We start from the raw sequence: 20932 nt of genomic DNA on the forward strand, positions 1-20932 counted from the left end.
TGTTTAACGCTGCTGAAAACGCCACCAGTCTATATCAATTCCTTTTGCCGTATCATCGCCCGATACCACAAGGTACAGATCTTGTTTCTCCTTAATGGGCTCCGCTTTTGCGGTATAGAGTTGTAAGCCAGCTGCCTGTTTGCCAGTTGAAACCAGTTTTGCAATTTGTTTCCCATCTAAACTGCCTGCGCGTACTTCCAGAATCGTACCTGGTGACAGGCCGCTTACCTGAGCGCTAAAACGCTTTGGCCCTCTTTTACCAAAGTCTACTCCTTGAATTTTGATCCAGTTGTTATTTTTCATGTCCGAAACCAGCATCCCGCCGTCAGCCGTATTTTTGGTCATGATCCCATCTTGGTCTTGCAGGGTTTCGGCCTCGTTGCGTTGATAAGGATTTACAGCACCAATTTGCGTTACACCATTTGCGGTATAAGTGATTTGAACAATCGAACCATCAGGCTGGTAATTTAACTCTTCAATAGCCAAATTCCTTTTGTAAACCGGAGGAATACCCTTTTTTATTGCTACAACCCTGTTATGATAGGCATGGTACCATTTCCCTTTAAATTCAAATATGCCGTGGTGATTATTGTTGTTATTATGGGGTGGCTGTGCGCCTATAATACCTTTGTAAACAAATCCGGTGGTTGGATTTTTACTCATCATATAATCAATCCGCATTTCAGCCTTAGGATTAGAAGAATATGAAAAATAGTATTTGCCATTTCTTTTATGCATCCATGAAGCTTCAAAAAAAGCGGGTACATGAAATGAACTTGCCCGACCGTTTACGCTGATCATATCTTCATTTAATTTAATTACCCGCATATTGTCTTCACCATTTCCCCCAAAATATAGATAGGCCTGTCCATCATCGTCTAAAAAAGCCATTGGATCAAACAACCACATGTTTTTTGCAGGCTGTACACCGGGAGTTTCATTATCAATTAACTTTTTGCCCAAAGGGTCTTTAAATGGGCCGATTGGGGAGGAAGCTGTAGCGACGCCAATCCCTGAGCCACCATTGCCAAAATACAGATAAATTTTGCCGTTTCTGGCAATAACCGAAGGCGCCCAGGTTCTGGCGGCCCAGGTTACATCACGCGGCGCCTCAAACACTACACCATGGTCGGTCCAGTTTTTCATGTCGCTACTGGAAATGCAAACGATCGATTTCATTCTGTATCCGCTATCCTTATCATCCGAGTTGTCATCATCGTTTGAGGCATAAAGATAAACCCTCCCGTTATAGACCAGTGTGGCCGGGTCTGCCAGATGCCGGTGGCCGGCAATATGATCATCAGCTTGCGCATGTTTAGTCAGGATTAAAAGAAAGACAAATAGAATACAGGGTATAAATGATATTTTAATTCGTTTTTTCATGTTGAGTTAACTTATAGACTTTTATCTATCAGGGAAATTTTTGCTTCCGTGGTGAAAGTAATGGTATTTGGTAATAAGAAAGCCGTTTTTAACTGATAATTAGGGTTGAATTGATGTTTTTCTGCTTATTAGTTAAAATTTCGTGACCTCGAAATAGGCCTTTTTCGGCTTAAGTTCCTGATCAAACAGTAATGGATAGTTTTTGCGGCCCCGGTTATCCAGCCAGCTATATTGGTCTGATAAGTTCCAGAAAGTTACACCGGTAATATGGTCTTTATGTTTACGCAGGACATCAAAGATCATTTTATATTGTTGCAACTGCTTTTCTTCCATTTCAGGGGTAAATGCTGCAACTGCCTGTTGCGCATTGTCCTTAATCAATTGTCCACCCTGGTGGCCATCATATACTGATACATCCAGCTCTGTGACCTGGATTTTAAGCCCCAGGGAAGAAAAAAGGGCTATGGATTTTTCCAATTCAGAACGGCTCGGATTATTGACGGACCAATGTCCCTGGAGTCCGACGCCATGGATCGGAACGCCTTTAGCCAGCAGGCCTTTAAGCATCCGGTAAATTTTTTCACGTTTTAGTGGCTGTTCTGTATTATAATCGTTGTAAAACAGCTGGGCATTGGGATCTGCCTGGTGGGCATACCTAAAAGCCATTTCAACAAAATCTTCGCCTGCAATCTGGTATAACGGCGATTTGCGGAAATAGGCAGAATCATCTGCGATAACCTCGTTAACTACATCCCACGCATATATATCTTTTTTATACCTGCTTACCACAGTATTAATGTGGGCTTGAATTCTTTTCAACAAAGTTTCTTTGGAGGCCACGCTTCCATCTTCATTTTTGAATAGCCAGCGGGGTGCTTGATTATGCCATACCAGGCAATGGCCGCGTAGCTTCAAGCCATTTATCCTGGCGAAAGAAGCTATAGAATCTGCAATTTTCCAGTTATAGGTATTTTCCATGGGATGTATTGGCCCCATTTTCATTGCATTTTCAGAGGTGATGCTGTTAAACTGGCTAAGAATCAGATTCCGTTTATCGCCGCTAAGGTCTCGTGGTGCAACGGCCACGCCGATAGGAAAATATTTCCGGTAGTAGTCTTTCAATCCTTTGGCGTCAAGATCCTTGTTTTTATATGCACTGAACATTGGGCCAGTGATAAGGAGCAGGACAGCCAGATAGGAGATGATGTGTGGTTTTCTCATATTCGATCAGGTAAAGCGATAAAGGGGCAAATTCGTATGTTTTTTATCCTCATGTAGCTTCTTATCGTCAATTTTCGGAAACAAATGTCGTGTAATGAATTTATGACATGCTGACCCGGTTGCTTATGTGTTTATTGATTCCTCTAATTTTTAGCCATTTGGTGCATTTTTAAACATCTGTTCTTATTGTTTTGACAAATATGACTGCTGGTATGCTTACTTAGGTCTAAATTTAACGGATTTTATCCTAAAGTGTTAATGGGACGAAACCGACTTTGCTATTCAACCAAATATATATGCGTACCAGTAAATTTTACATTATAACCGTTACCATCTCTGTTTTTGCAGTTTTTCTCCTGATCGCGCTAAAAAAATATACGGTACAACGCCGGTATTGTTCTGAACTAAATTAATTTTTTATCTTACCGTCACTAAACCAAATAGATCATGTATCCAGATAATTTTGAATCTTCCTTAGCTTTTAGCGCATTGTTCAGCTCTTGTACGCCTTTGAAGTTGAAATTTTATTAATACTGAAAAATCATTAAATTATGCTCAAAAGGTCTGCATATCTATCAATAATCTTATGGATCTATTTGCTTTTTAGCGCTGGAAAAGCTGCTGCACAGCCTAAAACGCAACAGCCTGAATTGCGCTTCACCTCCCTTACCTCGAAAAACGGATTATCTTCAAACAATGTAACCGTAATTTTTAAAGATCGGTACGGATTGATGTGGTTTGGTACAGAAGACGGATTAAATAAATTTGACGGCACCAACTTTACCACCTATAAATATCAGGCAAACGATTCTACGAGCATTCAGGCTAACGAGGTCAAGGCCATTCATGAAGACCGTAAGGGAAACCTTTGGTTTGGGACGAGTGGAGGTTCATTAGCCCTTTTTGACAGAAGAAAAAATTCTTTTATCAATTATCATGCTTCAAACAGCCCAACTGGCTTTAGTCACAGCCTGATCAGGTATATCACCAGCGATTATTTAGGTAAAATTTGGGTGGCCACCTTTACAGGACTTGATGTTTTTGATCCAGACACCAAAAAAGTTTCTAAGTTTCCTATCGCTGCCGCCCAGTTTGGCAAACTTCCGCCAACTATGATCAACATCCTGATGGAAGATAGCAAACACCGGATGTGGGTAGGAACAGAGGAGGGATTATATCTTTTTAACCGAAAAAATTCTACTTTTATCCGGATCGGGTCTGCAGCAGATAAACCCGTGCAACTGGCAGGCACTATCGTGAAGTCTTTAGCTGAAGATGGCAACGGTAATATCTGGGTTGGTACTACTTCCGGCTTAAGTATGCTTAAATCGGATGGTATGGGGTTTGAAAACTATCAGCACCTTCCCGAAGATCCCAATTCACTGAGCGATAATAATGTTCAAAGTATAGCGGTATCGCCAACCGGTCAGTTATGGCTGGGTACGGAGGATGGCCTTAATGTTTTTGATCCACGCACCAAAAAAGTTAGGGTATATCGCCCAAACCCCAGGAACCCTTATAGTTTGAGGGGAACCAGTGTAAAATGTGTGTATATTGATAAGGAGGGCATCTATTGGTTGGGTTTATACCGCGAGGGGATCAATAAGTTTGATAGCAACCTCAACCTTTTTAACCTTATACGGAGCAATGCATTCGATGTATATGGTTTAAATGCACCGGTGGTCACTTCATTTGCGTCTAAAAACAACACAGAGTTGTATGTAGCTACAGAAGGAGGCGGACTGAGTATTTTCAACCGGAATACTTCCCTGTTCCACAAAGTAAACCTCGATAAATTGGGTTTACCCCCGCGTTTAACCCTGATGTCGCTCTTTGTCAGTTCTTCCAAGAAACTCTATGTAGGTACCTTTGGCTATGGGCTGACCGTGCTGGATTCAACGCTGACCAAAGCGGCATCTTACCGGAAAACAAATACAGATGCCGGCCTTAATTCTGACGATGTATTTTGTATTACCCAGGATAAAAACGGACTGATATGGGTGGGGACCAATGGAGGTGGAATTAATGTGATGGATGCTAACCACAAAGTTGTTTTTAGATATATCAGCAAAGTGCAATCGCCCAAAGACCGTGAATTTCCGCTTAATAATTACATCCGTTTTATTAAAGAAGACCGGTTTGCAAACATATGGATAGGTTCTCATGGTTCAGGCGTAGCCATGATTAGTGCAGATAAGACAATTATTAAACATTATAACGAGGTTAACTCAGGCCTTAAGGGCGATATTGCCCAGGCTTTTCTGGAAGATTCGAAAGGACGGATTTGGGTCGGGACTGCGGGAGGTGGCTTAAATTTATTGGATCAAAAGTCGAACAAGTTTATCAATTTTACCGAACGCAACGGTTTGGCAAATGATGTGATCAATGCGATTGTAGAAGATGATAATCATAATCTCTGGTTGAGTACCAACAAAGGAATTAGCCGTTTTGACCCGAAAACGCAAAAATTTAGCAACTACGGTATATATAATGGGGTGCAGAACAATAACTTTATCAGGGGAGCAGCCTTAAAATGCAAAGACGGTGAAATATTTTTTGGTGGCGCAGAAGGGATGAATTACTTCAACCCGGCCGGATTCAGAAAAAACAAAAATGTTCCTGCTGTACTTTTTACCGAGTTAAAAATTTCCAATAATGTGATCGAGGCGAGTGAGGACGGACCGATAACCGATCATATTTCTGTGGCAAAAGAAATAGACCTGGATTATAAGCAAAATTTTTCACTGAGTTTCGTGAGTGTAAATTACACTGCTCCGGAACAAAACCGTTATAGTTATAAGCTTGAAGGTTTTAATAAAGAATGGATTGATGCGGGCACGGCTAAAACGGTTTCTTATACCAATCTCGATCCGGGAGAGTATATTTTCCATGTGCGGGCGAGCAACAATGATGGCGTTTGGAATACGACCGAATCTTCCATCAGGATAATTGTTCATCCACCATGGTGGAGAACCATCTACGCATATGCCTTTTACCTGCTTTCTATTGCCGGTACGTTGCTTTACATCCGTCACCGGGGCATCAAAAATCTGGAAAGAAAGTTTGCGCTGATGCAGGAAAAAACAAAAATTGAACAGCAGATTTTGCAGGATAAAAAAGAGGCCGAGCGTTTGCATGAGCTTGATTCACTAAAAATTAAATTTCTCACCAACCTGAGCCACGAGTTTCGTACGCCGCTGTCACTTATCTTGGGGCCGGTTGAGAAACTGCTTTCGCAACAGGGAGATGAGGCCAAAAATGCATCGCTTAAAATAGTGAAACGGAATGCCCGTCGCCTGCTCAACCTGGTAAATCAAATTCTCGATTTTCGTAAAATTGAAGAAAATGAGCTCAAAATCAATAAAACCCCGGGCGAGCTGGTTTCTTTTGTTGCTGATGTAATCGAATCTTTTAATGATTTAAGCGAACGTAAATCGATCAGTCTCACTTTTCAGACACAGTTTGATAGCTATCCAACGGAGTTTGACCATGATAAGCTCGAACGTATTTTATTCAATCTGCTTTCTAATGCCTTTAAATTTACGCCATCAGGCGGTACGATCACGGTTGACTTAAAAAGAACACCGCGGGATGGGCAGGAGGAAACTGTTCTGATTACCGTAAGCGATACCGGAATTGGCATCAGTGAGGAAGAGCAACAGAAGGTATTTGAGCGGTTTTTTCAGGCCGATACCGAGGTATCTATTCTTAACCAGGGAAGCGGGATCGGGCTTTCCATCATTAAAGAATTTGTCAAAATCCAGGGTGGTACCATCGATTTACAAAGCGAAGTTGGAAAAGGTACACGTTTTATGATTGCCCTGCCATTGCCGCTGCTAGATCATATTGAAAAGCTTAACCTTAATTTTTCGGGTACCGAAGCCCCGTTAACGGTTGGAGAAGAAGTTTCAGAAAAAAACCTGAGCGAAACTGATGCAGAAATCCACACCATTCTCCTCGTAGAAGATAATCAGGACCTCAGGGAATACCTGAGAGATAATCTGAAGGCGAATTACCGTATTGTAGAAGCGGCCGATGGTAAAGAAGGCTGGCAAAAAACACTGGCAAACCATCCTGAGCTTATTGTAAGTGATATTAGTATGCCAAATATGACAGGTATTGAGCTATGTAAAAAAATAAAAGAAGATAAAAGAACAAAACATATTCCGGTTATTCTGTTAACCGCACTTACCGCAGAGCAGGAACAGCTAACGGGGCTTGAAATTGGCGCGAATGACTACCTCACCAAGCCTTTTAATATCGATATCCTCAATATTAAGATCAAAAACCTTTTACTTCTTAACCGTACCCTTAAAAATACTTATACCAAACAGATCAAAATGGAAACGGCTGAGATTTTGGTTGAATCGCACGGTGATAAATTACTTAAGAATATTTTAAAGTACATTGAAGATAATATCAATAACTCGCAGCTATCGGTAGAAGATTTAAGCAAAAATGTAGGGATGAGCCGGGGCTCGCTCTACCACAAAGTGCTGGAATTAACAGGACTTTCGCCTGTGGAATATATCCGATCAGTAAAGCTTGATAAAGCTGCGGCATTATTAATAAAAAGCGACCTGAATATTTCCCAGATTGCCTATCTGGCAGGCTTTGCCACCCCAAACTATTTTGCCAAATCTTTTAAATCAAAATTCGGCATGCAACCTTCAGAATATTTAAACCTGTACCGTAAGCCAGATAGTGCTGCTGGCATAGAAATTAAGTAGTATTAGCATTATGCAATCGATTGCTATTAGCTGGTAAAAACGTTTTACTAAATGTAATATCCAGATAGTTTATATCATTATTTGCTTTTTTTAAGAGCTAATTATCTGTATTTCAGTTATTTATTATGAAGAAACATTTGTACCACATTTATGCACAAATATTCTAACCTCCAAATTCGTTTTTGAGCTATGTTTGGATTAACCAAATAAATCTTAAAAACTATGACTCATCAATTGATCAACTTCTATGAGGAAGGCCAAAGCAATTTTACCCCGCTAACCGGGGCAAACCCGCCGGCAATGTCAAATCAATACCAATCCAAAACTTCAGTTTGCCCATCTTCAATTCCATTGAGCGATAGGTAAAACAGATGCTGAAATGGCTAAGCAATGGCTTGCTGATAAATAGAAAATAAGGCTCTTTTTAAATTTCCTCAGGTAGCGAAGATGAAGCAAATCCCCTTTTTACAATTCATTTATCTGCAAGTATTGAGGTACAAGGGTTCAACCCGAAATCCATTAAAGCATAATTGTGCAATTGCTTTGCCTAAAATTATCGGGTAGGAAGATTCGAATGCCAATGGCATCTACTGATAAAAGCAAATAACGATACGGTAGTGAATTACGCAGACCGGAACTGCTGATGATAAAAATAAGACCTTAAAATGAAATGGGATGAAACCACCAACATAATAGCTGTTTTTAAGGATTTATATGATCAAAAGATACCATACTGTCTGCAAATCACTTAATTGAAGGGGAGAGCTAATCATTATTGAAGAAAAGAATGATGATTAAATTTCTTCTATTAAAACACACTAACCAAATAGATAATGCTAAGAGATTTACTTAAAATTCCGTTTAGGAGAATTGCTTTCTTTCGAAACGTCTTACTGGAAATGAATGTTCCAAATCCCATATCGAACAGACGTCATCAATTTTACCCAACATCCCTCAATAAATGATTTCGAAAAATGAAAAGAATTATACTATTGTATTTTGCTGGGGATAACCCGGTTTTGAAAAGGCAACTCTTTAACAGATGTTGTTTAACCATGCTAACCTTAATGCTGATGATTAAAGTCACTTTTGCACAGCAGACAAAGGTAACCGGAACAATCTCCGATAATAAGCAAACCCCGATAATAGGTGCTACAGTTACTGTTAAAGGTACCAATATCCGTACCCAAACAGATATTGACGGTCGGTTTGTGATCAACGTTCCTAACGATCAATCCATTCTGGTTATTGGTTACGTGGGTATGGTAACCAAGGAGGTATCTACAAAGGGGAAGAACAACCTTAAAATTGTGCTTTCAGAAGATCAATCGGCCCTTAACGATGTGGTGGTTATTGGTTACGGTACACAGAAAAAGGCCAGTGTGGTAGCTGCCATTGCACAAACTACGGGTAAAGTATTGGAACGTGCGGGTGGCGTATCGAGCATAGGTGCTGCATTAACGGGTAATGTACCAGGTGTGATTACCACTGCCAGTACAGGAATGCCAGGGGAGGAAGATCCTCAAATACTGATCCGTGGCCGAAGTACCTGGAACAATACCGGTCCGCTCATTTTGGTGGATGGAATTGAACGCCCGATGAACAGTGTCGATATCGGTTCAGTAGAAACGGTATCAGTTTTGAAAGATGCATCTGCAACTGCTGTATTTGGGGTAAGAGGAGCCAATGGCGTAATCCTGATTACCACCAAACGTGGACGCGAGGGGCAGGCATCTATCAGAGGTACCATCAATAATGTAATTAAATCTCCATCGCGTTTACCGGGAAAATATGATTCTTATGATGCCTTGACCATCAAGAACCAGGCTATAGAAAATGAACTTTCCCTCAAACCCGAAAGCTGGGCCGATTATCTGCCACAGGCGACGATTTATAAATACCGTTACCCGGCAAATTTAGCCGAATCAGAACGCTATCCGAATGTAAACTGGGACCAGGTATTATTTAAGGATTATGCCCTTTCGAACAATCTAAACCTTAACATTTCGGGTGGAACTTCCAAAGTAAAATATTTTGCCAATGCCGATTACCTTTATGAAGGCGATTTGTTCCGCACGTTTAAAAACGATCGCGGTTATGAGCCGGGTTACGGTTTTAACAGGTTAAATGTAAGAAGTAACCTCGATTTCCAATTGAGCAAATCCACGCTGTTTAAAGTAAATTTATCAGGTTCTCGAGGGGTGAAGAAAAGCCCGTGGGGCAATTCAAACAGCGATTATTCTTACTGGATTTCCGCTTATTCTACTGCTCCGGATGTATTTATGCCGCAATATTCGGATGGTACATGGGGTTATTATGCACCTAATGTGCAAAAAGGTTTAAACTCTGCACGGAACCTGGCCGTTAGTGGAGTAGGCTATACCACTACAAGCAGGATTACCACCGACTTTACGCTTGACCAGGACCTGGGATCGCTGATTAAGGGTTTGAACTTCAAAGGTACCATAGCGCTTGATAATTCATTTATCGAAGGAAACAGAGGTATTAATGATTTGTATAATGGTATCCAAAGCAAGTGGATTGATCCAAAAACCGGATTGACCACTTATGAGCAGGCATTTGACGGAACCAACCGCTTTGATTTTCAAAATGGGATCAACTGGACTACCAGCGGTGGTGTTGTACAGGATTGGTCTACCCAGCGCCGATTATTCTATCAGGGCCAACTCAATTACGCTGTAAAATTGGGTGCCAACCACAACATTACGGCCATGGGCCTTTTCAACCGGAATGAAGTAGCAACAGGAAGTGAGATTCCAAACTACCGTGAAGATTGGGTTTTCCGTACTACCTACAATTATGCCAACAAATACATGATCGAATATAACGGTGCATACAATGGCTCCGAAAAATTCAGTGCTAAAAATCGTTTCGCATTCTTTTCATCAGGAGGATTGGGCTGGATGCTGAGTGAGGAAAAATTTATGAAACCACTGAAATTTATCGATATGCTTAAGTTGCGTGCTTCATATGGAGCCATTGGTGATGATAATGTAAGTGGTCGCTGGCTTTACCTTACGCAGTGGGCCTATGGTGGTCAGACCAAACTCGGTGTAACTGGTGAGGGTTCTGAATTAAGCCCGTACAACTGGTATAAGATATCAGCCCTTGGCAATCCGGATGTACACTGGGAAAAAGTAAAGAAAACCAATTTTGGTGTTGATTATAGTTTCTTTAGAGGTATGGTTACCGGAAAGGCTGACTTTTTCCGCGATCGCCGTACTGACATCCTGATTCTCGGTGCTAACCGCGCCATCCCATCTTATTTCGGTGTTGATGCGCCGGTGGCTAACCTCGGTATTGTAGAAAATAAGGGTTATGAGCTTGAGCTGGCCTTTAATAAAAGATTAGGACAGAACTGGAGACTCTGGGCCAACCTGAATTATACACATGCAAAGGATAAGGTAATCGAAGCTGATGACGCACAATTGTTGCCAGAATATCAGAAAAGGGCCAACAAACAAATCAGCCAGAGTTATTCCTATGTAAGTGCAGGAAATTACAATACCTGGGATGAACTTTATGGCAGCACCATTCACGATAATAACGACGGGCAAAAATTACCGGGCAATTATTACATCATCGATTATAACGGCGATGGTATTATCGATTCAAAAGATAATATTCCTTATGGCTTTCCATCAAACCCTCAGAATACCTACAATGCTACATTTGGTGTAGATTGGAAAGGTTTTAGTTTGTTTGTTCAGCTTTATGGCGTAAACAATGTAACCCGTCAGGTGGTATTTAGCAGTTTAGCCGGCCAGAACCATCTGGTGTACAATGAGGGATCTTACTGGAGCAAAGATAACCCCAATGCTGATGTACCACTACCCAGGTGGCTGTCTACCGCCAGTGGTTATACTTCTGGTAACCGCTACATGTACGACGGATCTTATATCCGGTTAAAAAATGCCGAACTGGCCTACACTTTCGAAAAAAGTAAAAGCTTCATCAAACGTATCGGCATGGAATCGCTGCGGGTATATGTAAACGGAAACAATTTATATGTATGGACTAAAATGCCTGATGACCGGGAATCCAATTTTGCAGGAACTGGCTGGGCATCGCAAGGTGCTTATCCAACTGTAAAGCGATTTAACATTGGGGCCAACATTACTTTTTAATGCTACAATCATGAAAAAATATATCAAAACCTTAGTATGTTGTACCATTATCTGGTCGACAGTATCCCTTTCTTCGTGTGAAAAATACCTTGATAAAGCCGATGAAACCGTGATTTCGGAAAAAGAAGCTTTTAAGAATTTTAACAATTTCCAGGGCTACACTGAAGAGCTTTACAACTGTATAGTAAATTTTACCACAAACTATTGGACCAACTCCTGGAATTGGGGTGAAGATGAGATCACGTCAACCGCCGGAAACTTTCATTTCATCCATAAAATAGACGATGGGAATTTCTGGGGGTGGCAATCTGAATTTGATGGCTGGGGATCGGGATGGATGAACCGTAATAATTTTAGCACCAATAACGACCGTTTTAACAAGGATCTTTGGAAAGCGGCCTGGTATGGTATCAGTAAAGTAAATATGGGACTGGCCAATATGGATAAGATGACAGATGCCACGGATGAGGAAAGAAACCTCATTAAAGGGCAACTGCTGTTTTTCCGTGGTTGGTTTCACCACAGGCTGATGGAATATTTTGGTGGCTTACCTTACATAGATACGGTTTTACCAACAGATTCAAAACTGACGCTTCCACGTTTAAGCTATAAAGCCTGTGCAGACAAGGCTGCTGCAGATTTTAGGGCTGCTGCAGATATTTTACCGGTTAACTGGGACAATACCACAGCGGGTAAACGTACCCTGGGAAAAAACGCCTTGCGGATCAATAAAATTATGGCTTTGGGTTACCTCGGTAAAAACTACCTGTGGGCCGGAAGTCCGTTGATGAATTTCGAATCGACAGGTAGCAAGACCTATGATGCGGAATACTGTAAAAAAGCAGCAGCTGCATTTGCCGAGCTGCTTACCCTTACCGAAAGTGGTACCACACAATACGCACTGGTAGAATTTAAGAATTATTATCGTAATTTTTACACCAGCGGGCAAAACTGGGATTTACCAGGAAGCACCGAAGCCATATTCCGGGGTCCGTTTTTCAGTGCCAATAATTCCAACTGGGGAACCAGTAAGCAATATACACCGGTAGTGATTTCAGAAGGCGACCTAAAGTTTACCCCTACCGCTAATTATGTGGATTATTATGGTATGGCCAATGGCTTGCCGATCCCTGATGTGACCAGGGCCGACAGTGAATCGGGTTACAATCCGGAATATCCATGGAAAGGAAGAGACCCGAGATTTTACAATGATATCGTTTTTGACGGTGTAAAATTTGTACAAGGGGCCATGGGTGCCAGTGATGAAAAAAACAGGTATGCCAATTTATACACCAACGGAAGTTACCGTGATGTAAGTACGGGAAGCAGAACGGGTTATGTTTTGCGCAAATTTATTCCGATCACGGCTAATAAATACGATAATGGTTATTCGTATGGCAATAGCCTTCATATTTATGTTCCTTATATGCGTTTGGCCGATATATACCTGATGTATGCTGAAGCTGCGCTGATGGGATACAACTCGCCTACAGGTAAAGATCCCGGTTTTTCCAAAACAGCTGTTGATGCCATCAACGTAATCCGCACCAGGGCCGGAGTAGCTAATGTGGCAGCTAAGTTCCTGACTTCGGTAGATGGGTTTTTGGGTGAGGTAAGAAGAGAGCGTGCCGTAGAATTATCGTTTGAGGGCCACCGCTTTAACGATCTTCGCCGCTGGTTACTGTTGATCGAGAAACCTTACACCTTAAAAACATCAGTTGAGTTTGACCGTAGCGGAACTTTCAGCACTACCGATCCTACTGCCAACCGGGTGGTAAACCTAAAAGAAGTGGTTATCCTGGAGCGGAAGTTTAGTCAGAAACATTACTGGCTGCCACTCAAAAATGCTGATGTGAACATGTATGCAGATTTTAAACAAAATCCGGGCTGGTAAGGGCGTAAACTAATTCAAACGAATGAAATGAAACAGATCAAGATAATATCAGCCTTATGCCTCGCTGTTGCCTTTTTACTGCCGGCGGCAGGATCAGCGCAAACCAATAGGCAGATCAGAAAAAATAATAAATCCGTTAACACAAACGCAGAAAGCCTGGCACAAGATACCATATTTGTAATGCCGCAGGTAGATTCTGTGCAGGTAGCATTCAGGAAGGTGGCTAAACGGGACCTTTTAGGTGATGTTTCCGCAATAAATCTTTCTCAAATGCTGGAAAAAAACTATACCACCTCCAGCCTTGAAGGCCTGGATGCACTTTTGCCAGGTTTTAACGGTAACATTTGGGGAATGGGTGGCTACCTCGTATTGGTAGATGGGATTCCGAGAGACATCAATAACATTATGCCAACGGAAATTGACCAGATTACCATACTCAAAGGCGTTAATGCAGTAGCGCTATATGGCAGCCGTGCAGCCAAGGGTGTATTGTATATTACCACTAAAAGAGGAGGTAATTATCAACAAAAGGTAAATGTTAGGGCCAATGCAGGTTTGCATGTTCCTAAAAGCTATCCACAATTTTTGGGTTCTGCCGAATATATGACCTTATATAATGAAGCGCGCCGCAATGACGGATTACCAGATCTTTATACACAGCAAACCATATACAACTATGCCTCAGGAACAAATCCTTACCGCTACCCTAACGTAGATTACTATTCTTCAGATTACCTGAGAAACAGCTACGGACGAAATGATGTGACCGCAGAAATTTCAGGCGGTAACAACCGAACGCGTTATTATACCAACCTCGGTTACTGGTCAATAGGTTCGCTATTGAATTTTGGTGAAGCCGTTAAAAACAGCGGTGCCAACCGTTTTAATGTACGTGGAAATATTGATGTAAAACTGAATAAGATCATTTCCTTAAATGTAGATGCTACTGCCAGTTTTTATACCGGAAAAGGCGTAAATACCGATTATTGGGGAAGCGCAGCTACGGTTCGCCCGTACCGTTTTGCACCACTTATTCCCATCAGCATGATCGAACCCGGTGATGCGGCGTCGCTGGCACAGGCCAATAACAGCAGCAACATCATCAATGGTAGCTACCTTTTGGGTGGCAGCCAGTTGGATCAGACGAATAGCTTCGCCAGTATTTATGCAGGAGGCTATAACCGCAATGTTTCGCGTCAGTTCCAGTTTAATACCGGAATAAATTTCGACCTTAACAGCCTGATGCAGGGATTGAGCTTTAAAACCATGCTTGCCGTTGATTATTCCAGCAGTTTTAACCAATCATATAATAATACTTATTCGGTTTACGAAGCAGCCTGGAATAATTACGCAGGCTTTGACCAGATTTCGGGTTTAACAAAGTATGGCATTGATGCCAGATCGGGCGTACAGAATGTAAGCGGAAGTGCCTACCGCCAAACCATCTCATTTTCAGGGCAGTTTAATTATGCACGTACTTTTAAACAAAAGCATAATGTTACCGGATCACTGTTGGGTTATGGTTTTAACATCAGCGAATCTTCGGTTTACCATGCTACCAATAACGCCAATCTGGGTTTACAGTTGGGTTATAACTATGATCACCGCTACTATGCCGATTTCAGCGGTGCGTATGTGTATTCAGCAAAATTACCAACAGCTAACCGTGGTGCATTTTCGCCGACAATCTCTTTAGGGTGGCGCCTTAGTGAAGAAGCCTTTCTTAAAAATTCTGAAACCGTTGATCAGTTGAAGGTTACGGCTTCTGCAGGAATCCTCAATACTGACCTCGACATTAACAATTACAACCTTTACCAGGGCTACTTTACCTATAATGATGCGGCATGGTACAGCTGGCGTGATGGAGGATTGGTACATACTTTTGACCGTAGAAGAGGAGATAACCCTAATTTAAAGTTTCCGCAGAGAAGAGAGATTAATATCGGTCTGGAAGGATCGTTCTATAAAAACCTGATCAACTTTACGGCTTCTGCATTTTTCAATCAAACGCGTGGCAATGTGGTACAACCAGGTGTACTTTACCCTTCCTATCTGACTACAGGATTTCCGGTATATTCGGATATCCCTTATGTCAATTATGATAACGATCAGCGCCGAGGATTCGATTTTGGCATCAGGATGAATAAAAAAATCGGAGAGATAGATTGGACTCTGGGAGTAACCGGTACCTATTACGATACCAAAGCCACCAAACGTGCCGAATCTTACCAGTTTGATTACCTGAACCGTGCGGGAAAACCACTTGATGCACTTTGGGGACTACAAAGTATGGGCTTCTTTACCAGCACAGCTGATATAGCTGCTTCGCCTGCCCAGTCTTTTGGTCAGGTTAAACCCGGAGATTTAAAATACAAAGATCAGAATGGTGATGGCATTATTGATACCAGGGATGAAGTTTACCTGGGTAAAGGCGGATGGCTAGGCGCACCAATGACTCTGGGCGTAAACCTGACTGCGAAATGGAAAAATTTAACCCTTTTTGTTTTGGGTACCGGCCGTTATGGGGCAAAAGCGATGAAAAACAGTAATTATTTCTGGGTTGATGGCGAAGATAAATACTCCATAGCGGTTAGAGACCGCTGGACGCCTGAAACACAAGCTACAGCAACCTATCCACGGTTGACGACAGCAAGCAGCGATAATAATTTCCGCTCATCAGATTTCTGGCTATATAGTACGAACCGTTTTGATTTGTCGAAAGTGCAGTTATCTTACCAGTTTCCTGCAAACTTGTTCCGTAACGGATTCGTAAGGGAATTAGGTATTTATGCCAGCGGTATGAACCTCCTTACCATTGCGCCAGAACGAGAAATACTGGAACTTAACGTCAATACCTCACCTCAAACCCGGTTTTATAACCTTGGTGTAAAGGCTTTGTTTTAACCCTGATAACAAATAGATATGAAAAAAATACAACTTCTGATCGGTTTGGCAGTATTGCTTTTCGCTGTTGGCTGCAAGGATATGTTAAAACCTGAAATCGAGAATAATCTTGATCTGGAAAGTACTTACAATAATGCAACCTATGCCCAGGGTTTGCTCCTGAATGGTTATGCCCGTATACCCACCAATAGCTGGTCGTTTAATGATGTAGCTACCGATGATGCCGTGAGCAACGACCGCAATAATGCTTACCTGAAAATTGCTACCGGGCAATGGACGGCAATAAACAACCCACTTTCTCAGTGGACCAATTCGCGTGCTGCTATACAATACCTCAACCTGTTTTTCTCGGTAACCGACCAGGTGAAATGGGCCGTTGAACCCAATATTAACCGAATGTTTAACGACCGGATGAAAGGAGAGGGTTATGCACTACGTGCCCTGTTTAATTATTACCTTTTGCAGGCGCATGCTGGTAAGGGCAATAACGGGCAACTGCTTGGTATTCCTGTTGTATTGCAACCAGAAGGCCAGGATGCCGATTTCAATAAACCCAGAACCACATTTGATGCGGCTATGGAGCAAATTTATCGCGATCTGGATATGGCTGAACAACTATTGCCTGTTGATTTTGAGGATGTTGCCAGTGATGCGCAGGTGCCTGCTAAATATTCAGGAGTAGGAAAAGATAACTATAACCGTGCTTTTGGCTACTATTTCAGGGGGCGTGTAACGGCACGTATTGCGAAAGCCATCCGGGCGAAAGCGTCGTTGCTGGCCGCAAGTCCGGCATTTAACCCCTCAACAGTTGCCAAATGGGAAAAAGCAGCAAATGATGCGGCCGCTGTAATTAATTTGAGGGGTGGATTGGTGAACCTGACTGCGAACGACATTAAATGGTATGACCGGGATGCCGGTATAGATGGATTGGCATCGGGCGTAAACCCTTCCGAAATTTTATGGCGAACCGATGTGGGCAGTAGTAATGATCTGGAAAGAAATAACTTTCCGCCAACACTTTTTGGCAGCGGCCGGATCAATCCGACGCAAAATCTGGTGAATGCATTCCCAATGGCGAACGGCTATCCTATCGGAAATGCCAACAGTGGCTTTTCTGCATCCAGTCCTTATGATAACCGCGATCCAAGGTTGAAGTTATACATCCTGGTGAATGGGGGTACGGCAGGAACTGCTGGTAGCGCTATTAATACCACGCTTAACGGACCTACCAATGATGCATTGAATAAAGTAGAAACTTCTACCCGTACCGGATATTACATGCGTAAACTGCTTAGGCAGGATGTAAACCTTAACCCTTCATCAACCACCAACCAGAAACATTATAATCCACGCATTCGGTATACAGAAATCTATCTCTCGTATGCTGAAGCTGCGAATGAAGCCTGGGGGCCTTTAAATGGCGGTAATAATGCCTATTCAGCTTATGATGTGATCAAAGCGATCCGCCGGAGAGCAGGGGTAGGTACAACCAATAACGATCCTTACCTGGAATCAATCAAATCAGATCAGGTAAAAATGAGAGAACTGATCCGCAACGAACGTCGCCTGGAACTGTGTTTTGAAGGTTTTCGTTTCTGGGATCTGCGCAGATGGAATGCCAGCCTGAACGAGGTGGCTCAGGGCGTAAGCATTACCGGGACAACATTTACCCCGATTAATGTAGAAAACCGGGTTTATCAGCCCTTTATGATTTATGGGCCGATACCTTACAGTGAAATTTTAAAGTACAATAATCTTATCCAGAACGCAGGCTGGTAAATTCATCGATACCAGGATTAAAATTTAAAGAAAATGAAAAAGAAAATCCAATTGTTGCTGGCAGTGGCCGTGTTTTTAGGGGCATGCAAAAATCAGGAATGGGAATTTCCCGATTACGGAACCCAAACTGTGTATTTTGCATACCAAAGTCCTGTTCGTACCATTACCCTTGGCGAGGATTTATATGATACCGCTCTGGACAACCAGTACCGTTGCGAAATCATGGCTACAACGGGTGGTGTATATGAAGTTAAAAATGATGTAAGTATTGGAGTGGCGGTAGATAATACCCTGGCCAGCAATCTTACTTTTGGTGGTGCCGGAAATGTGGTAGCCATGCCCGCAAACTACTATAGCCTTCAGGGTGGTTCTATTACTATCCCGAAAGGTAAAATTACGGGTGGGGTTCAGGTACAGCTTACTGATGCTTTTTTTGCCGATCCGCTTGCGCTGAAAAATACATACGTTATTCCGCTGCGGATGACTTCGGTACAAAATGCAGATAAGATTCTGGAAGCCAAGAACTATACGCTATATGCCATCAAATACATCAATCCATGGCATGGTTATTACCTGCGCCGCGGTAAAGATGTAATCACCGGTAAAAACGGCAACACCAGTTTGAATAAAACCGTTAGCAGACACATGACCTATGTGGAAAGTGATGAGGTTAATCAGGTGGTAACTACCTCTTTAAAGTCTAATACATTTAATGCGGTATTCAAAGATAAAGACAACCGGAATATTACCTGCAAATTGCTGCTTACTTTCGATAATTCAGGTAACTGTACGGTATCTGCTGCCGATAATACATTTACGGCTACCGGAAATGGCAAATTTATCAAACGTGGAGAAAAGAACAGCTGGGGAAATACCGACAGAGATGCGCTTTACCTGAATTACAACATCGACCTTACCGACATGTCTGTAGCCACTACTGATACACTTGTGATGCGCAACCGTGGCGTAACCATGGAAACCTTTAATCCGGTTAAAAAATAAAATGTTAATCAAGATGAAAAATATTTATAAAATTGCCTTAATCATCGGTCTTCCGGTTTTATCGGTATCATGCAAAAAGCACGAAACACTTGATTTTTCTGTTGAAAAACCTGCATCAATAGCGGCACAGGAACAAATTGATGCTTACAAAGCACTGAAATCTTATTTTAACTGGTCGGCCAATCCGAATTTTAAACTGGGGGTAGCCACATCCCTATCCGAATACAATAACAAAGGGGTGTTGTATCGCCTGGCGAACAGCAATTTCAACCAGATTGTAATCGGTTATGAAATGAAGCACGGCGCCATTGTGAAAGATGATGGCAGTATGGATTTTGATAATGTGAAGAAATTACTCGAAAATGCTAAAAATTCGGGCATGGATGTTTATGGACATACCCTTTGCTGGCACGCCAACCAAAATGCCAGGTACCTTAATAGTTTAATCGCGCCAACTATCATTAAAGGAACCAACGGACCCGCACTTGAAGATAACCTGATTAGCAATGGTGATTTTGAGTCGGGAAATATTTCAGGCTGGTTTGGCTGGGGAAACAGTTCTGTCAGGGAGGTCTCCGCAAAAGGTGATGGATATGGTGGTACCGGCTATGCGCTCAATATGTCTAATCCTAAGGTTGTTAATTCCTGGGAAGCACAGACTGCCATGGATTTCACCACTCCGTTTAAAAGTGCTTCAACATATAAACTTAGCTTTTACGTTAAGGGGAGTGTTGCGGGGGCAGCCTCGGTAGCAGCACAGGAAACCAAAAGTTATGGAGCAGATGATTTTGGCTCTTTTAATATTTCAACGGATTGGAAACTTGTACAACTGGAAAAAACCATTACTGCAGGTGATCGAACCCGTCTGGTTTTTAGCTTTGGAGCTTATGCCGGTAAAATTTCTATGGATAAAATATCACTCAACCGGGTAAATCCAAATGGTGGCGATAAAATAATCGAAAAAACGGCCGATGAGAAAAAAACGCTTTTAACAAATGCACTTGACAAGTGGATTGCCGGAATGCTTGCTGTGAGCAAAGCCAATGTAAAAGCATGGGATGTGGTAAATGAGCCAATGTCTGACTGGCCAGATCCATCACAGTTGAAAACAGGCGTGGGTAAAACCAATATAGCTACCGATGAATTTTACTGGCAGGATTATTTAGGTAAAGATTATGCCGTGGCCGCCTTTAAGTTGGCGCGCCAGTACGGGAATGCCTCTGATATTCATTTTATAAATGATTATGGTTTAGAAAGCAGCCTTGATAAATGCAGGGGACTAATTGAGTATGTAAAATATATTGAGAGTAAAGGTGCCAAAGTGGATGGCATTGGTACACAAATGCACATGGGTACAGAAAATGATAAAACGAAAATCGTTGAAATGTTCAAATTGTTGGCGGCTACAGGCAAATTGATCAAGATATCGGAACTTGATCTCGGCGTTTCGAATAAAAAAACAGCTGCAGTAACACCAGAAGAATACAAAGCACAGGCAGATATGTACAAATATGTAATTGATAAGTATTTTGAGATTATTCCGCCGGCTCAACGTTATGGCATTACCATCTGGAGTCCGTTGGATAGCCCGGCCAGTTCGTTTTGGAGACCTGATGAACCCATTGGATTATGGACAGGAGGTTTCGTGCGTAAACCTGCTTATGTGGGGGTTGCAGAAGCACTCAGGGGCAAGTAAGCTTTGTTTGTAGTTATAGTTGATGTAAAAGCATTCAAGATATAGCTCTCCTCAAAGAATCGTCATTCCAAACTTGATGGGGAATGACGATGTCTTTTGAGATCTATCACTCAAAAGTTAAATCTTCATCTCGACTGGAGTGCAACGGAATGGAGAGATCTATACAAGTAAATAT

At 42.1% G+C, this 20932-nt stretch carries 9 protein-coding genes; 7 read left to right on the top strand and 2 right to left on the bottom strand.

What is annotated here, in order from left to right; translation table 11 throughout:
* Positions 1-3 precede the first annotated feature (3 nt).
* On the bottom strand, positions 4-1383 hold the full coding sequence (locus tag ACK1I8_RS01210; RefSeq protein WP_412467548.1) for a glycoside hydrolase family 43 protein: 1380 nt from the start codon (positions 1381-1383) through the stop codon (positions 4-6).
* 132 nt (positions 1384-1515) lie between these two features.
* Complete coding sequence (locus ACK1I8_RS01215) at positions 1516-2604, bottom strand: endo-1,4-beta-xylanase (protein WP_412467549.1); 1089 nt, start codon at positions 2602-2604, stop codon at positions 1516-1518.
* A gap of 596 nt (positions 2605-3200) precedes the next feature.
* Between ACK1I8_RS01215 and ACK1I8_RS01220 the strand changes: the two genes are divergently transcribed.
* The 7 genes from ACK1I8_RS01220 to ACK1I8_RS01250 all read left to right on the top strand — a co-directional run bounded on the left by ACK1I8_RS01220 (position 3201) and on the right by ACK1I8_RS01250 (position 20757).
* On the top strand, positions 3201-7334 hold the full coding sequence (locus tag ACK1I8_RS01220; protein ID WP_412467550.1) for a two-component regulator propeller domain-containing protein: 4134 nt from the start codon (positions 3201-3203) through the stop codon (positions 7332-7334).
* Positions 7335-8407: 1073 nt separating this feature from the next.
* Complete coding sequence (locus ACK1I8_RS01225) at positions 8408-11482, top strand: SusC/RagA family TonB-linked outer membrane protein (RefSeq protein WP_412467551.1); 3075 nt, start codon at positions 8408-8410, stop codon at positions 11480-11482.
* A gap of 10 nt (positions 11483-11492) precedes the next feature.
* Positions 11493-13376 (top strand): RagB/SusD family nutrient uptake outer membrane protein, encoded by a 1884-nt coding sequence (locus ACK1I8_RS01230; protein ID WP_412467552.1) that lies wholly within the window; start codon positions 11493-11495, stop codon positions 13374-13376.
* Positions 13377-13403: 27 nt separating this feature from the next.
* The gene (locus ACK1I8_RS01235; protein ID WP_412467553.1) at positions 13404-16280 is read left to right on the top strand and encodes a SusC/RagA family TonB-linked outer membrane protein; all 2877 of its coding nucleotides are present in this window, start codon (positions 13404-13406) and stop codon (positions 16278-16280) included.
* Positions 16281-16298: 18 nt separating this feature from the next.
* Positions 16299-18059 carry a RagB/SusD family nutrient uptake outer membrane protein gene (locus ACK1I8_RS01240; RefSeq protein ID WP_412467554.1) on the top strand — a complete coding sequence of 587 codons (1761 nt, stop codon included), beginning with the start codon at positions 16299-16301 and terminating at the stop codon, positions 18057-18059.
* 33 nt (positions 18060-18092) lie between these two features.
* On the top strand, positions 18093-19061 hold the full coding sequence (locus ACK1I8_RS01245) for a DUF5627 domain-containing protein (protein WP_412467555.1): 969 nt from the start codon (positions 18093-18095) through the stop codon (positions 19059-19061).
* A gap of 13 nt (positions 19062-19074) precedes the next feature.
* Positions 19075-20757 (top strand): endo-1,4-beta-xylanase, encoded by a 1683-nt coding sequence (locus ACK1I8_RS01250; RefSeq protein WP_412467556.1) that lies wholly within the window; start codon positions 19075-19077, stop codon positions 20755-20757.
* Positions 20758-20932: the final 175 nt, after the last annotated feature.

The sequence above is a fragment of the Pedobacter sp. KLB.chiD genome, assembly GCF_047040275.1.
GTDB lineage: Bacteria > Bacteroidota > Bacteroidia > Sphingobacteriales > Sphingobacteriaceae > Pedobacter.

What these genes read in the sequence shown, in the direction of transcription:
- ACK1I8_RS01210 (WP_412467548.1), bottom strand. Translation starts at nt 1,383, where the DNA reads ATGAAAAAACGAATTAAAATATCATTTATACCCTGTATTCTATTTGTC.
- ACK1I8_RS01215 (WP_412467549.1), bottom strand. Translation starts at nt 2,604, where the DNA reads ATGAGAAAACCACACATCATCTCCTATCTGGCTGTCCTGCTCCTTATC.
- ACK1I8_RS01225 (WP_412467551.1), top strand. Translation starts at nt 8,408, where the DNA reads ATGATTAAAGTCACTTTTGCACAGCAGACAAAGGTAACCGGAACAATC.
- ACK1I8_RS01230 (WP_412467552.1), top strand. Translation starts at nt 11,493, where the DNA reads ATGAAAAAATATATCAAAACCTTAGTATGTTGTACCATTATCTGGTCG.
- ACK1I8_RS01235 (WP_412467553.1), top strand. Translation starts at nt 13,404, where the DNA reads ATGAAACAGATCAAGATAATATCAGCCTTATGCCTCGCTGTTGCCTTT.
- ACK1I8_RS01240 (WP_412467554.1), top strand. Translation starts at nt 16,299, where the DNA reads ATGAAAAAAATACAACTTCTGATCGGTTTGGCAGTATTGCTTTTCGCT.
- ACK1I8_RS01245 (WP_412467555.1), top strand. Translation starts at nt 18,093, where the DNA reads ATGAAAAAGAAAATCCAATTGTTGCTGGCAGTGGCCGTGTTTTTAGGG.
- ACK1I8_RS01250 (WP_412467556.1), top strand. Translation starts at nt 19,075, where the DNA reads ATGAAAAATATTTATAAAATTGCCTTAATCATCGGTCTTCCGGTTTTA.